The organism is Micromonospora sp. ATLC20 (genome assembly GCF_057196585.1).
On record NZ_JBXUOV010000160.1, the window covers coordinates 1 to 13,310 of the forward strand.

At 74.5% G+C, this 13,310-nt stretch carries 15 protein-coding genes and 1 pseudogene; 11 read left to right on the plus strand and 5 right to left on the minus strand.

Annotation, left to right across the window (positions count from 1 at the left end):
- Window positions 1–364: pseudogene (locus AC2CHG_RS24885) on the plus strand (serine/threonine-protein kinase); the annotation flags it as partial.
- Window positions 365–367: 3 nt separating this feature from the next.
- Here AC2CHG_RS24885 and AC2CHG_RS24890 read toward each other — a convergent pair.
- Window positions 368–1,060, minus strand: a complete 693-nt coding sequence (locus AC2CHG_RS24890; RefSeq protein WP_484525695.1) for a carbon-nitrogen hydrolase family protein — start codon at window positions 1,058–1,060, stop codon at window positions 368–370.
- A 66-nt stretch (window positions 1,061–1,126) separates the two neighbouring features.
- Here AC2CHG_RS24890 and AC2CHG_RS24895 point away from each other — a divergent pair, with 66 nt between their 5' ends.
- A complete protein-coding gene (locus tag AC2CHG_RS24895) occupies window positions 1,127–1,900 on the plus strand; it encodes a DedA family protein (protein WP_484525696.1) in 774 nt (257 codons plus the stop codon).
- A gap of 7 nt (window positions 1,901–1,907) precedes the next feature.
- Here the strand turns inward: AC2CHG_RS24895 and AC2CHG_RS24900 are convergent, their stop codons facing one another.
- A complete protein-coding gene (locus tag AC2CHG_RS24900) occupies window positions 1,908–3,266 on the minus strand; it encodes an alpha/beta hydrolase family protein (protein ID WP_484525697.1) in 1,359 nt (452 codons plus the stop codon).
- A 151-nt stretch (window positions 3,267–3,417) separates the two neighbouring features.
- The gene (gene gdhA / locus AC2CHG_RS24905; RefSeq protein ID WP_262015417.1) at window positions 3,418–4,749 is read right to left on the minus strand and encodes an NADP-specific glutamate dehydrogenase; all 1,332 of its coding nucleotides are present in this window, start codon (window positions 4,747–4,749) and stop codon (window positions 3,418–3,420) included.
- 92 nt (window positions 4,750–4,841) lie between these two features.
- On the opposite strand from gdhA, the gene AC2CHG_RS24910 reads away from it, so the two are divergent.
- From AC2CHG_RS24910 to AC2CHG_RS24925, 4 genes are read left to right on the plus strand one after another with little or no spacing between them, the layout of a single operon-like run.
- Complete coding sequence (locus tag AC2CHG_RS24910; RefSeq protein WP_262015416.1) at window positions 4,842–5,183, plus strand: MazG-like family protein; 342 nt, start codon at window positions 4,842–4,844, stop codon at window positions 5,181–5,183.
- A 30-nt stretch (window positions 5,184–5,213) separates the two neighbouring features.
- Window positions 5,214–6,047 (plus strand): hypothetical protein, encoded by an 834-nt coding sequence (locus AC2CHG_RS24915; protein ID WP_262015415.1) that lies wholly within the window; start codon window positions 5,214–5,216, stop codon window positions 6,045–6,047.
- A gap of 15 nt (window positions 6,048–6,062) precedes the next feature.
- Entirely contained in the window at window positions 6,063–7,034 is a 972-nt protein-coding gene (locus tag AC2CHG_RS24920) for a pirin family protein (protein ID WP_262015414.1), read from the plus strand.
- Between the two features lie 44 nt (window positions 7,035–7,078).
- A complete protein-coding gene (locus AC2CHG_RS24925; protein WP_484525698.1) occupies window positions 7,079–7,798 on the plus strand; it encodes a hypothetical protein in 720 nt (239 codons plus the stop codon).
- 263 nt (window positions 7,799–8,061) lie between these two features.
- On the opposite strand, the gene AC2CHG_RS24930 is transcribed toward AC2CHG_RS24925, so the two are convergent.
- Entirely contained in the window at window positions 8,062–8,331 is a 270-nt protein-coding gene (locus AC2CHG_RS24930) for a DUF2795 domain-containing protein (RefSeq protein WP_091427162.1), read from the minus strand.
- Window positions 8,332–8,508: 177 nt separating this feature from the next.
- Here AC2CHG_RS24930 and AC2CHG_RS24935 point away from each other — a divergent pair, with 177 nt between their 5' ends.
- Window positions 8,509–8,913: a DUF2267 domain-containing protein gene (locus AC2CHG_RS24935; RefSeq protein ID WP_262015412.1), complete on the plus strand. Its 405-nt coding sequence runs from the start codon at window positions 8,509–8,511 to the stop codon at window positions 8,911–8,913.
- Between the two features lie 12 nt (window positions 8,914–8,925).
- Here AC2CHG_RS24935 and AC2CHG_RS24940 read toward each other — a convergent pair whose 3' ends face one another.
- Window positions 8,926–10,086 (minus strand): CaiB/BaiF CoA transferase family protein, encoded by a 1,161-nt coding sequence (locus AC2CHG_RS24940; protein ID WP_484525699.1) that lies wholly within the window; start codon window positions 10,084–10,086, stop codon window positions 8,926–8,928.
- Between the two features lie 242 nt (window positions 10,087–10,328).
- Between AC2CHG_RS24940 and AC2CHG_RS24945 the strand changes: the two genes are divergently transcribed.
- The 4 genes from AC2CHG_RS24945 to AC2CHG_RS24960 are packed head-to-tail and all read left to right on the plus strand — an operon-like array spanning window position 10,329 to window position 13,083.
- Window positions 10,329–11,363, plus strand: a complete 1,035-nt coding sequence (locus tag AC2CHG_RS24945; protein WP_194801696.1) for a TerC/Alx family metal homeostasis membrane protein — start codon at window positions 10,329–10,331, stop codon at window positions 11,361–11,363.
- Window positions 11,364–11,413: 50 nt separating this feature from the next.
- Window positions 11,414–12,013 carry a sulfite oxidase-like oxidoreductase gene (locus AC2CHG_RS24950; RefSeq protein WP_013285974.1) on the plus strand — a complete coding sequence of 200 codons (600 nt, stop codon included), beginning with the start codon at window positions 11,414–11,416 and terminating at the stop codon, window positions 12,011–12,013.
- 40 nt (window positions 12,014–12,053) lie between these two features.
- Window positions 12,054–12,773 carry a ferredoxin reductase gene (locus AC2CHG_RS24955; protein ID WP_262015500.1) on the plus strand — a complete coding sequence of 240 codons (720 nt, stop codon included), beginning with the start codon at window positions 12,054–12,056 and terminating at the stop codon, window positions 12,771–12,773.
- A gap of 16 nt (window positions 12,774–12,789) precedes the next feature.
- Window positions 12,790–13,083 carry a DUF6510 family protein gene (locus AC2CHG_RS24960; protein WP_484525700.1) on the plus strand — a complete coding sequence of 98 codons (294 nt, stop codon included), beginning with the start codon at window positions 12,790–12,792 and terminating at the stop codon, window positions 13,081–13,083.
- Window positions 13,084–13,310 lie beyond the last annotated feature (227 nt).

Here is a 13,310-nt window from a genome sequence, read left to right on the forward strand (position 1 = left end):
GCCCACCGCCGGCCCGTCGACCGGCGCCGCCGAGCCGCCCGCCCCGGAGCCCAGCAGTGCCGCGCCGCCGTCGACGGTGCCCGAGCCGGTGACGCTGCGTCAGCTCGGCGACCGGTTCGGTGAGCTGATCGACCGGGCCGAGTCGATCGGGCTGGTCGACCGCAAGACCGCCGACGACCTGCGCAAGAAGGCCGCCGAGCTGGACCGGGGCAAGCCGAAGGACCGGAGCAAGCGGGTCGAGGACCTGCGCGAGAAGATCGACGACGCGGCCGAGGACGAGAAGATCGACCCGGTCACCGCCACCGCACTGCGCAAGCTGCTCGACGGCTACGAGCGGCTGCGCGGCGGCGCCGACGAGGGCTGACCGTCACCGCAGCGTGGCGGCGACCACCTCGCCGGTGCCCGTACCGGCCCGGGCCACCGGCTCGCCGTCCGGCGACCAGATCCCCGAGCCCCCCGCGGCCCGCGCGTACCCGCCTCCGGTCGAGCCGGCGAAACTCGCCGTCACCACCCACACGCCGTGCGCGGCGGCGACCCGGCGGGCGCGTTCCTCGGGCACCGCCGCGTCGTCCGCCGACTCCAGCACCCCGGCCAGGTAGGCGTCCGCGCAGAGCGTCACCGTCGCCGCCGCGTGCTCCGGCGTGCCGGTGTCCTTGCACACCGCCAGGCCCAGCCGCCAGCCGTCCACATCGAGCACCGCCGGCTCCCGGCCCGGCCGCATGTGCCGCGGCTCCGCGCCACCCAGGAACATCTTCCGGTACGCGACCCGCACGCCCTCGGCGTCGACCGCGAGCACCCCGATGTGCGGGCCGGGCACCGGCGCCCCGGCCAGCGCCAGTGTGCCGGTCTCGGCGCAGGCCGCCCGCAGCGCCGCGAGCCTCGGGTCGGCCGGGTCCAGCGGCGCGGCGGTCAGCTCGTACCCGGTCAGGGACATCTCCGGGAAGACCACCACGCGGGCTCCGGCGGCGCGCACCGCGTCGGCGTGCCGGGCGGCGTTGCCCTCGACGTCGTAAGAGCGGGTCAACGGCTGGGCGACGGCGATCCGCAGCGGCGTACGCATGGCGTACACGATAATGGTTTCCATCACGCGTGGTCGTCCGCGGCTTCGCCCCGTAACGTTGGTCCGATGATCGGAAACGCACAGCTGCTCGCCGTCCCCCGGGTGAGCACCGCGCGGGCCGCGGAACCGTCCGGCGACGGGGTGACCGGATGGGTCACCGGCCTGATGGAACGGCTCGGTGGCCCGGGCGCCGGCCTCGCGGTGGCGCTGGAGAACCTGTTCCCGCCCATCCCCAGCGAGGTGATCCTGCCGCTGGCCGGCTTCACCGCGAGCCAGGGCAAGATGAGCCTGGTCGGCGCGATCGTCTGGACCACGCTCGGGTCGATCGTGGGCGCGCTGGCGCTGTACTACATCGGCGCGGCCCTCGGGCGGGACCGGATGCGCGCGCTGGCCGCGCGGCTGCCGCTGATCAAGCTGGAGGACGTGGACCGCACCGAGGCGTGGTTCCTGCGCCACGGCGTCAAGGCGGTGTTCTTCGGCCGGATGATTCCGATCTTCCGCAGTCTCATCTCCATCCCGGCCGGGGTGGAACGGATGCCGGTGCCGGTGTTCCTGCTCTACACCGCGCTGGGCAGTCTGATCTGGAACACCACGTTCGTGCTCGCCGGTTACCTGCTGGGCGAGCAGTGGCACGTGGTCGAGGCGTACGCGGGCACGTTCCAGAAGGTCGTCATCGTGGCCGTGCTGGCCGGTGCCTGCTGGTTCGTGGTCAGCCGGGTCCGCCGCTCCCGCCGCACCGCCGGGGCCGCGCCGCAGGAGGCGGAGTCGCCGCCGGAGCCGCAGCCGACCCCGCAGGGCACCGTCTACCGGGGCGGCTGGTACTCCCGGGCGGAGGACTGAGGCACGCTCAGCACGGCGGGTAGAGCAGGCGGGTGCCGACGCCGGCGGCCCGGGCGGCCCGGTCGCTGAACCGGCAGCCGAAGTCCGGCGCCGCCACCGCGCGCCGGTCGGTGACCGCGTCACCGGCCGGCCGCTTCCCGGTACGCACCCAGCGGACCAGGTCGTCCCACGCGGCACCGGCCTCGGCCGGGCTGAACTCGCAGTGCTGCGCGGTGCGCACGGCCCGCTGCACCAGCAGCCGGGACCGGCCGTGCCGGGCCACGTCCCGGGCGTACGCCTGCTCCATGCCGAACGGCACGAACAGGTCACCGAGCCCGTGCAGGCTGAGCACCGGCGCGGTGGGCCGCCCGGCGATCCGGGGCACCTCGGTCAGACCGGGCGAGAGCCGCTGGCGCAGGTTCTCCGGCGCGACCCGCTGCACCGTCGCGTCGAGGTTCACCGGCTGGTTCGGCGCGTACCTGGTGAACAGGTTCGTGGCGAGCTGACCGGGCCGCCGGGCGGGGGAGCCGTCCGCCTCGCTGACCGCGATGCCGAACAGGAAGTCCTTCCACACCGCGAACGCGGCGTCGGCGCCGGGCCGCGGCCCGCCGGAGCGTTCCACGGTGACCGCGCGCAGCTGCTTGCCGAGCGCGTTCGTGGTGTCCGGGCCGCCCGGGGTCAGCCCGGCCAGGCCGAGCGTGACCTGGATCCGGGGCACCGCCGAGGTCAGGTAGTCGGGCGGCGTCGGGTACGCGCGCACCCCGGCCAGCGCCTGCGCCACCAGGTTGTAGTCCAGGAAGAAGTCGAACAGCTCCTGGTCGCCGAGCACCCCGCACATCGGCAGCGCCCCGGCGTAGAAGCCCGGGTACTGCTCCAGCGACCGGCCGATGACGTGACCGCCCATCGACACCCCGGCGATCAGTACCCGGTGCGGGCGCCGGACGGTACGGCTGAACAGGTCGGCCAGGGCGCGGGTGCCGCGTACGCCGGAGCGCACGTCGTAGCCGTTGCGGTCGTACGACGACGACGCCCACGCGTACCCCTGTGCCACCAGGCGCTGCCGCAGGTCGAAGCCGGGCGGCTCGGGCGACAGCTCGGTGCCCTGGCCGCGGTAGCCGTGCGCCCACATCACCAGCTCGCCGTTCCAGCGCGCCGGGATCTCGATGACGTACCCGGCGTTGGCGTGCACGCCCTGCCGCACGGTGGTGGCGGCGCCGTTCACGACCAGTGGCGGCAGCGGCGGGTTGACGACGGTGTAGCCGGGCAGCGGGCCGCTGCCGTCGTCGCGGCCGGTGGCGGCGGCGGGGGCAGCGCCGGTGAGGCCGAGCGTCAGCGCGAGGGCCGCGCCGAGGGCGAGCAGCCGGCGGCGGACGGGTGAGGGCTGCATCGCTGCTCCCCGGGGACGGGTGCCACCCCGGGACGGGGGTGACGACGCGGGACGGATGCCTACCGGCCGGTAGCGTCCTGAACCTAGGCCGGGCGTCGAGGGCTGTCAATGACTGACTGACCACGCCGTCAGCGTCCGTCCCGCCGCCCGCTCACACCAGGCCGTGCGCCAGCATCGCCTCGGCCACCCGCCGGAACCCCTGGATGTTCGCCCCGGCCACGTAGTCGCCGGGCAGGCCGAACTCCTCGGCGGTCGCCCAGCACCTGTCGTGCACGTCCCGCATGATCTCGCGCAGCCGCTGCTCCGACTCGCCGAACGTCCACGTGTCGCGGCTGGCGTTCTGCTGCATCTCCAGCCCGCTCACCGCCACGCCGCCGGCGTTTGCGGCCTTACCCGGGGCGAACCGCACCCCGGCCCGGCCGAGGATCCGCACCGCCTCCGGCGTGGTGGGCATGTTCGCCCCCTCCACCACCGCGACGCAGCCGCCGGCGACCAGCGCGGCCGCCTCCGCGCCGCCGATCTCGTTCTGCGTGGCGCAGGGCAGCGCCAGGTCGCAGGGCACCTCCCACACGTTGCGGTCAGCGACCGCCACGGCGTTGCGCGCGTGCTCCGCGTACTCGGCCAGCCGGCCCCGGCGCTGCTCCTTCAGCTCGCGCAGCAACGCCAGGTCGATGCCCTTCTCGTCGACCACGTAGCCGCCGGAGTCCGAGCACGCCACCACCGTGCCGCCGAGCTGGTGCACCTTCTCGATCGCATAGATGGCCACGTTGCCGGAGCCGGACACCACCACCCGCTTGCCCTCCAGGCTGTCCCCGGCCTGGCGGAGCATCTCGTCGGCGAAGAACACCGCCCCGTACCCGGTCGCCTCCCGGCGCACCTGCGCGCCCCCGTACGCCAGGCCCTTGCCGGTGAGCACTCCCGCGTCGTACCGGTTGGTGATCCGCTTGTACTGCCCGAACAGGTAGCCGATCTCCCGGCCGCCCACCCCGATGTCACCGGCCGGCACGTCGGTCTGCGGGCCGATGTGCCGGTACAGCTCGGTCATGAAGCTCTGGCAGAACCGCATCACCTCGCGGTCGGAGCGGCCCTTCGGGTCGAAGTCCGCGCCGCCCTTGCCGCCACCGATGGACAGCCCGGTCAGCGCGTTCTTGAAGATCTGCTCGAACCCGAGGAACTTCACGATGCCCAGGTAGACCGACGGGTGGAACCGCAGACCGCCCTTGAACGGGCCGAGCGCGCTGTTGAACTCCACCCGGAAGCCGCGGTTGACCCGTACCCGGCCCCGGTCGTCCTCCCACGGCACGCGGAAGATGACCTGCCGTTCCGGCTCGCAGACGCGTTCGACCACCTCGGCGTACTCCGGATGCCGGGCCAGGGCCGGACCGATGCTCTCCAGCACCTCGCGGACCGCCTGGTGGAACTCGGGCTCTCCCGGGTTCCGGGCGACCACGCCGGCGAACACCGACTCGACGGTCTCCGGCATCACGGGCACCTCCTCTCGCCTGGGACGCGGGCCCCCTGGCCTGCGTCGCCCCAGGATACGAACGGTGCGCGGGGTGGGGTTCACTGGTCGGCGTGGACGCCACCATCTGGACGACGGCGCGGGACGCGCGCGCCTGGCTCGACGCCGCGAACGGCCGCGGCGACACCGAACTGACCTGTCGCATCCTCAAGATCGGCGAGGAGGCCGGCGAGGTCGCGGCGGCCTGGATAGGGCTGCTCGGGCAGAACCCGCGCAAGGGGGTGACGCACACCCGCGAGGAGGTCGCCGCCGAACTCGCCGACGTGGCGTTCACCGCGCTCGTCGCGATCGAGAGCCTCGGCCTGGACGCGCAGGCCGTGCTGGCCGCCTGCGCCGGCAAGGTGCGGGAACGGACCGCAGGGGGAATGAACCGGGACGCCGACACGGACGTATGACCCGATGGGGACCGGCGAGAGGGGACGACCATGACCGCATCCGAGGACGACCCCGGCCTGGCCCGGCCCCGCTGGTCCGGCGGAGCCCGGCTGCTCGCGGCGGCGGCGGTGCTCGTGGTGGTGCTCGGCGCGGTGGCGGTGGCGGTGACGCTGTCCAACCCGGCCCGGCTCGGCGTGGTCTTCTCCGGCGGCGCCCCGCCGTCGCCCGCTCCCGGTGGCGGCTCCGGCGGGGCCGGTGCCGCCGAGGTGGCCGGCGCTGAGACGCTCGCCGCGCCCCGCGGCGACCGGCAGCGCGCCCAGTTCGAGCTGGTCGACGGGCTGACCCGGTTCACGCTGCGGGCCGACGACCTCGGCGACGACCTGTACCGGATCGGCGCGCCGGACGGCTCGGGTGTGACCCCGCGCCCGCAGCTCGTGGGCGACCGGGTCCGGCTGCGGATCGAGGAGAACGGCCGTCCCGGCCCGGCCGCCGTGGAGGTGGTGCTCAACTCCCGGGTCACCTGGCGGCTGCGGCTGATCGGCGGCGTCAGCGAGCAGCGGCTCGACCTGGGTGAGACCCGCCTCGCCGGGGTCGACCTGGTCGGCGGCGCGTCGCGTACCCGGCTGCTGCTGCCCCGGCTCGACGGCTCGCTCATCGTCCGGATGACCGGCGGGGTCAGCGAACTGACAGTCACCGTGCCCGGCGGGCCGCCGGCCCGGGTGCGGGTGGCGTCCGGCGCCGGCTCCCTGACCCTGTACGACGAGCGTCGCGGCGGGATCGCCGCCGGTGACCTGGTCAGCTCGCCGGGCTGGGACCGGGCCGCCGACCGGCTCTACCTCGACCTGGTGGGGGGCGCCAACGCGGTGAGCGTCACCGCGGAGTGAGCGTACAGTCGGGCGGTGGACCGCACCGAATCCCTGCCCGCGCAGACGCTCCCACCGGGCGTCGGCCCGACCGACCCGGGCAGCGTGCTGCTGCCCGGCCACGACGTCCCGCTCGGCCGCTACACCACTGTGCGCCGGCTGCTGCCGCAGCGGCAGCGCCGGATGGTCGGCGCCTGGTGCTTCGTCGACCACTTCGGGCCCGACGACGTGGCCGACCGGCCCGGCATGGAGGTGCCGCCGCACCCGCACACCGGGCTGCAGACCGTCACCTGGCTGCTCGACGGGGAGATCCTGCACCGCGACAGCCTCGGCAACGTCCAGCCCATCCGCCCGGGCCAGCTCAACGTGATGACCTCCGGGCGCGGCATCGCGCACTCCGAGCGCTCCCCGCTGGTCCACCCGCCCCTGATGCACGGCGTGCAGCTGTGGGTGGCGCTGCCCGACCCGGCCCGCGCCGGTGACCCGGACTTCGCCCACCACGCCGACCTGCCCCGCTTCCGCGACGGCGAGCTGGACGTCACGCTGCTCGTCGGCGACCTCGGCGGGGAACGCTCGCCCGCCGTCGTGCACACCCCGCTGGTCGGCGCGCAGATCGAGGTGCGCGGGCCGGCTCCGGCCACGCTGCCGCTGCGTCCGGACTTCGAGTACGGGCTGCTGGCCATGTCCGGCGCCGCCGAGTGCGACGGCACGGCGCTGGCCCCCGGCGCGCTGCTCTACCTGGGCCTCGGGCGGAACGCGCTGACGCTGCGCGCCGAGCCGGGCACCCGGCTGCTGCTGCTCGGCGGCACCCCGTTCGAGGAGCCGCTGGTGATGTGGTGGAACTTCGTCGGCCGCTCGCACGAGGAGGTGGTGGCCGCCCGGGAGGACTGGATGGCCGGCCGCCGCTTCGGCGTGGTCGCCGACGACGCGGCGCCGCCGCTGCCCGCGCCCGCGCTGCCCACCACCCGGCTCAAGGCCCGTGATCGCGGCGGCGACGTCCGCGGCTGACCGTCGTACCCGAATGCCGCGCCGTCGCCGGGGTAGTCGGCAGCATGCCGACAACCACCGTCCCGCGCGACGTCGCGGACAAGAAGCGGCTCGCCCGCCGGCTCGCCGCAGACGGCCGCGGGTTCGCCGAGTGCTTCGGGTTCCGGGTGACGAACAACCCGGCCCAGTTGTTCCAGGTGCTGTACCTGGCCGTCCTGCTGGCCCGCCGGGGCGACTTCCACCGCGCCGTCGACGCGGCCGGCGCGCTGCGCGACGCGGGCTGGGACACCGCGGCCCGGATGGCCCGCTCCCGCCACGAGGACCGGGTACGCGTGCTGCGCGCCGCCGGGCTGCGCGGTGACCTGCCCGCGATCGCCGACACCCTCGGCGACCTGGCCCGCACGATCGTCGAGACGTACCGGGGCGACCTGCGCCGGCTGCGGACCGCCGCGCACCAGGATCCGGGCGAGGAGCGCCGGCTGCTGACCGCGCTGCCCGGAGTGGACGACGAGGTGTGCGACCTGTTCCTGCGCGAGGCGCAGGCGCTGTGGCGTGAGGCGGCGCCGGTGGCCGACCGGCGGGCGCTCGCGGCGGCCCGGCGGCTCGGGCTGGGCCGTACCGCGCGCGACCTCGCCGGACTCACCGGCAGCGGGGAGTCGGAGCAACTGTCGTGGCTGGTCGGAGCGCTGGCGCGAGTGGACCTGGAGCGGCGGTACGCGGAGGTGACCGCCAGAGCGCACGCGTGCGCCCGGACACACTTCCGCGATTCTCACCCGTTCGGCTGATGTCGCGTCGTATGATGATCGTGGCAGCGATGCCCGCCCGGTTCGGGCGAACATCTCACCGCTGCGTGGTCGCGACCCGGTTCGGGCGTGAACCGCGCAGGACAGGTGCTGCGTGGCGCCCCAGGTCGCGGTTCGTGACCCGGGGCGCTCGCCTGTCCGGGGCGCGTCCACAGGGGAGCGCCCACGCGCGACAGTCGTACACCGGCCCTTGTCCGCACGCGCGGAGGCCGGCGGCCGTGTAGCCCGCCGGCCCGCCGCAGTGCTCAGATGCCGCGCAGGTGCTGCGACACGCGCGGGTGGTCGACCCGGGCCTGCGCCGCGCGCTGCGACGGGCTCACCTCGGGCGCCGCGTCGATGCCGGCCGAGCGGGCCACCTCGGTGCCGTTGGCGTAGTCCACCGGGGGCAGCGCACGCAGCGCCCGCAACACGTCCGGCGGCGCGCCCTCCCGTTCCGCCTCGCGGATGACGTCGTCCTTGCCGGCCGGGTAGTCAAGCGCGGACAGGTACTCAAGGACATCCGTGTAACTCGCCATGGGTCGGGCTCCTCGTGGCAGTAGTCGGGGTCATGACCGGGCGGCGGTTACCCGTCGCGCCGCCCCTCACGCCCGTAGGCGCGGAAAACCCGCAGTCGCCGCGCGCCGGTGGCCGGCGCCGTTTCCGGCGCGCCGTCGCGGGTAGCCGCGGTGGGCGCACCGAAGGGGGTACCACGGATGCACTACCTGACCTTCGTGAGCCGGGTCGCCCGGCTCACCGGCACGAGCGAGGACCGGGCCGCCGCACTCACCGGGGCCACGCTGGAGACGCTCGCCGAGCGGCTGACCGGCGGCGAGGTGCTGGACCTCGCCGCGCAGCTACCCAAGCCACTGCAGGGGCTGCTCCGGCCCTATCCGCGCGACGAGGCTGCCGAACGGTTCGGCGCGGCCGAGTTCGCCGCCCGGGTCGCCCGCCGGGCGGACTGCGACGAGAACACCGCCCGGGACGCCGTACGTGCGGTGTTCGTCACGCTGCGCGAGGCGATCCGGGGCGGGGAGTTCCAGGACGTCGTGGTGCAGTTCCCCCGCGACTACCGGGACATGGTGGAACCGGCCCTCGCCCCGGCCGCCGCGCGCCGCTGAACCGGCGGCCGGTCAGCCGATCACACCGGCGTCGCGCAGTGCGGCGATCCGGCCGGCGTCGATCCCGGCGCCGGCCAGCACCTCGTCGGTGTGCTCGCCCGGCGACGGCGGCGGCCGCCGGACCGACGTCGGGGTGGCCGAGAAGCGCGGCGCGGGAGCGGGCTGGGTGACGCCGTCCGGCGCCACGAAGACCTCCCGTGCCCGCAGGTGCGGGTGCTGCGGCGCCTCGGCCCAGTCGAGCACCGGTGCCACGCAGGCGTCCGTGCCGGCCAGCAGCTCCGTCCACTCGTCGCGGGTACGGGTGCGGAACAGCCGCGCCCAGGCCGCCCGCAGCGCCGGCCAGTTCGCCGGATCGTCCCGGTCCGGCGCGTCGTCGCCGTCGAGCGGGAAACCGGTGAGCCGGACCAGTTCGGCGTAGAACTGCGGCTCCAGCGCACCCACCGCGACGTAACGCCCGTCGGCGCACTCGTACGTGTCGTAGAACGGCGCGCCGCCGTCGAGCAGGTTCACCCCGCGCGGGTCCTGCCACAGACCGATGCCGCGCAGCGCGTGGATCTGGGTGGCGAGCACCGACACGCCGTCCACGATGGCCGCGTCGACCACCTGGCCGGGCGCGCCGCCGCGCACCGCGTACAGCGCCGCGACCACGCCGAGCGCGAGCATCATGCCCCCGCCGCCGTAGTCGCCGAGCAGGTTCATCGGCGGCACCGGGCGTTCCCCGGCGCGGCCCACGCCGTGCAGCGCGCCGGTCAGCGCCAGGTAGTCGATGTCGTGCCCGGCGCGCTGCGCCAGCGGCCCGTCCTGTCCCCAGCCGGTCATCCGCCCGTACACCAGGCGGGGGTTGGCGGCGAGGCAGGCGTCCGGGCCGAGGCCGAGTCGTTCGGTCACCCCGGGCCGGAAGCCCTCCACCAGCGCGTCCGACCCGGCGACCAGGTCGAGCACCAGGCCACGCCCCGCGGGCTGCTTCAGGTCGACGGCGATCGAGCGGCGGTTGCGGTTCAGCAGGTCGCCGGGGAAGGCGCCGAACCCGCCCCCGCCGGACCGGTCGACGCGCACCACGTCGGCGCCGAGGTCGGCAAGCATCATCGCCGCGAACGGACCGGGGCCGATCCCGGCCAGCTCGATCACCCGTACGCCGGTCAGTGGTCCCTGGTTGGTCACCCGCGTCACCATAGGGGCAGGTGTGACCCGGCGCCACGCCCTCCGCCGGCGCCCAGTGGTTGACCAGGGCAATCATGCGTGTCCCGACTTGGCGTCCGGTCCGGCGGTGACCTAGCCTTGTGCAGGCGAGGGGAGTACTTCCCACGAATCATTCCGGTCAGTACGGCGAGCCGCCGAGGCGAGCCCCGGGTGGTTGCCCACGAAAACGTGGGTGAAGGAGACCTCGAACATGACACGGTGTTCGAGGAGGCTCCATGCCCGAATTGTCGCCCCTGGCCGCGGCCGGGTTGTCGTCTGTCGGCACGCCCACGCTGTGGGCCGTGACGATCGTCGGTGTGCTCGTTTTGCTGGTGCTCGACTTCCTGGTCACCAGGAAGCCGCACGAGGTCTCGATCCGTGAGGCGCTGGGCTGGTCGGCCTTCTACATCGCCCTGCCGCTGGCCTTCGGCGCCTGGATCTGGTCCCGGTACGGCAGCCAGCAGGGCGTCGAGTACCTCACCGGTTACCTGGTCGAGAAGTCCCTCTCGGTCGACAACCTGTTCGTCTTCATGCTGCTGCTGGCCGCGTTCGCGGTGCCCGCCGTGCTCGCCCAGCGGGTGCTGCTCTACGGCATCGCCGGCGCCCTGGTGCTGCGCGGCGTGTTCATCGCGCTCGGCGCCGCCGCGCTTCAGACGCTCGACTTCGCCTTCCTACTGTTCGCGCTCATCCTGATCGCCACCGCGGTCAAGCTCCTGCGCGACGCCCTCTCCGGGCACGAGCAGGAGGTCGACATCAACAAGATGCGGTCGGTCCGGCTGCTCCGCAAGATCATGCCGGTGGTCGACGACTACCACGGCACCCGGATGACCATCCGGCAGGCGGGCCGGCGGGCGCTCACCCCGTTCGCGCTGGTCGTGGTCGCCGTGCTGGCCACGGACATCGTGTTCGCCGTCGACTCGGTGCCCGCCGTCTACGGCATCACCGAGGACCCGTACCTGGTCTTCGCCACCAACGCGTTCGCGCTGCTGGGGCTGCGGGCGCTGTACTTCGTGCTGCACGCCGCGCTCAGCCGCCTCGTGCACCTCAGCTACGGCCTGGCCGCCATCCTGGCGTTCATCGGCGTCAAGCTCGGCCTGCACTGGGCGCACGGCATCTGGAAGGGCGTACCGGAGATCCCCACGCTCGCCTCGCTCGGCGTGATCATCGGCGTCCTGGTGATCGTCACCATCACCAGCCTGCGGGCCACCCGCAACAGCGGCGACGGCAAGCGCACCGTCGTGCACGAGGTGCAGGGCGGAGGTTCCGCCTGACTCGGTGGGAACCCCTGCCCCGGCGGGAGCGGCGGTGGTACGACTGACGGGTGGGAATCGTCTCGCCCGGCTTCCAGGGCCGGCCCCGTACGTCCGCGCCCGACCTGCCGCCGGGGCAGTACCTCACCGAGGACTTCCCGGTGCTCTCGGCCGGCCCGACGCCACGCGTGCCGCTGGACACCTGGGAGTTCGTGCTGACCAGCGAGACCGGCGCGGAGTACCGCTGGTCCTGGGACGAGATGATGGGCCTGCCGCAGGACACCCCGACGGTGGACCTGCACTGCGTCACCCGCTGGTCCAAGCTCGGCACCACCTGGCAGGGCGTCTCCCTGGACACGCTGCTCGACGGCGTCGACACCGAGGCCCGGTACGCGCTCGCGCACTCGTACGGCGGCTACACCACCAACCTCCCGCTGGACGACCTGCGCGGCGGACGGGCGTGGGTGGTGCACACGTACGACGGGGGGCCGCTGCCGGCCGAACACGGCGGACCGGCGCGGCTGCTCGTACCGCACCTGTACCTGTGGAAGTCGGCGAAGTGGGTGCACGGCATCCGGCTGCTCGCCGACGACCGGCCCGGCTTCTGGGAGACCGCCGGCTACCACGACTACGGCGACCCGTGGCGCGAGCAGCGCTACCAGGGCGACTGAGGTGACGGCGCAGGCGCAGGGCCGCCGCGTCGCGCCGCTGATGTGGCGGGTCGCCCGGCTGGTCGAGCGGCGGATCGAGACACCCACCGCGCAGACGCTGGTGCTGGACGTGCCCGGCTGGCCCGGGCACCTGCCCGGGCAGCACGTCGACCTGCGCCTCACCGCCGAGGACGGCTACCAGGCCGCCCGGTCGTACTCGCTGGCCGGCCCCGCCGACGGCGAGCGGATCGAGGTGACGGTGCAGCGGGTGCCCGACGGCGAGGTGTCGCCGTACCTGACCGACACCTACGCCGAGGGCGACCCGGTGGAGGTCCGCGGCCCGGTCGGCGGCTGGTTCGTCTGGCGTAGCGACGACACCGCGCCGGTGCTGCTGGTCGGCGGCGGATCCGGCGTGGTGCCGCTGATGGCGATGATCCGCGCGCGCCGCGCCGCGGGCAGCCGCACGCCGTTCCGGCTCGTCTACTCGGTGCGCACCCCGGACGACGTCATCTACGCCGACGAGCTGCGCCGCCGCGCCCGCGACGACCAGGGCCTCGACGTGGCGTACGTCTACACCCGGTCCGCGCCCGAGGGCTGGCGCGGCGAGCCGCACCGGATCGGTCTGGCCGACGTGAACAGCCACGGCTGGCCGCCCGACCTGGAGCCGCTGTGCTACGTGTGCGGCCCCACCGGATTCGTGGAGACCGTGGCCGACCTGCTGGTGGGGCTGGGTCACCCGACCCGGCGCGTGCGGACCGAACGGTTCGGCCCGACCGGCTGAGACCCGAGGAGGGCGTATGACCGACCTGTCCTACGTGGATGGCAACATGCTCGACGGCCCGCTGCGCGAGTTGTTCGCGGTCGACCTGAGCGCCACCACCGGGCGCTGCGACACCTGCGGGACGACCGGCCCGATGGCCGGGCTACACGTCTACTCGCACGCCCCGGGCCTGGTCGGGCGCTGCCCTGCCTGCTCCGGGGTGATGGTGCGGCTGGTCCGCGCGCCGCAGCGGGCCTGGCTGGACCTGCGCGGCACCACCTACCTCCAGGTGCCCATGCCGGCCGAGCAGGTTTTCCGCGCCGCGCCCTGACGTCTGCGCCGTGGCGGGGCCGCGCCCTGACGTCTGCGCCGTTACCGGTCCGCGCCTGCCGCGCCGGCGCAGCCGCCCGACGAGCTGACCCACAGTCACCGGCACCACGGAGAGCACGAGCTGACCGTTGCGCGGGTCGACAGTCGCCGCCACCCCGTACAGCCGGGCGCCGTGCCGCAGCAGCCGGGGCCGCCCGGCGGCGAGGCGAGGCGCGCGCACCGCGGCCC

Bases quoted from the DNA above. Each gene is read 5' to 3' on its own strand.
- gdhA (WP_262015417.1), bottom strand. From the start codon at position 4,749: ATGCCGGAGACCGTCGAGTCGGTGTTCGCCGGCGTGGTCGCCCGGAAC.
- AC2CHG_RS24960 (WP_484525700.1), top strand. From the start codon at position 12,790: ATGACCGACCTGTCCTACGTGGATGGCAACATGCTCGACGGCCCGCTG.
- AC2CHG_RS24925 (WP_484525698.1), top strand. From the start codon at position 7,079: ATGCCGACAACCACCGTCCCGCGCGACGTCGCGGACAAGAAGCGGCTC.
- AC2CHG_RS24945 (WP_194801696.1), top strand. From the start codon at position 10,329: ATGCCCGAATTGTCGCCCCTGGCCGCGGCCGGGTTGTCGTCTGTCGGC.
- AC2CHG_RS24955 (WP_262015500.1), top strand. From the start codon at position 12,054: ATGTGGCGGGTCGCCCGGCTGGTCGAGCGGCGGATCGAGACACCCACC.
- AC2CHG_RS24890 (WP_484525695.1), bottom strand. From the start codon at position 1,060: ATGCGTACGCCGCTGCGGATCGCCGTCGCCCAGCCGTTGACCCGCTCT.
- AC2CHG_RS24930 (WP_091427162.1), bottom strand. From the start codon at position 8,331: ATGGCGAGTTACACGGATGTCCTTGAGTACCTGTCCGCGCTTGACTAC.
- AC2CHG_RS24935 (WP_262015412.1), top strand. From the start codon at position 8,509: ATGCACTACCTGACCTTCGTGAGCCGGGTCGCCCGGCTCACCGGCACG.
- AC2CHG_RS24895 (WP_484525696.1), top strand. From the start codon at position 1,127: ATGATCGGAAACGCACAGCTGCTCGCCGTCCCCCGGGTGAGCACCGCG.
- AC2CHG_RS24915 (WP_262015415.1), top strand. From the start codon at position 5,214: ATGACCGCATCCGAGGACGACCCCGGCCTGGCCCGGCCCCGCTGGTCC.
- AC2CHG_RS24900 (WP_484525697.1), bottom strand. From the start codon at position 3,266: ATGCAGCCCTCACCCGTCCGCCGCCGGCTGCTCGCCCTCGGCGCGGCC.
- AC2CHG_RS24940 (WP_484525699.1), bottom strand. From the start codon at position 10,086: ATGGTGACGCGGGTGACCAACCAGGGACCACTGACCGGCGTACGGGTG.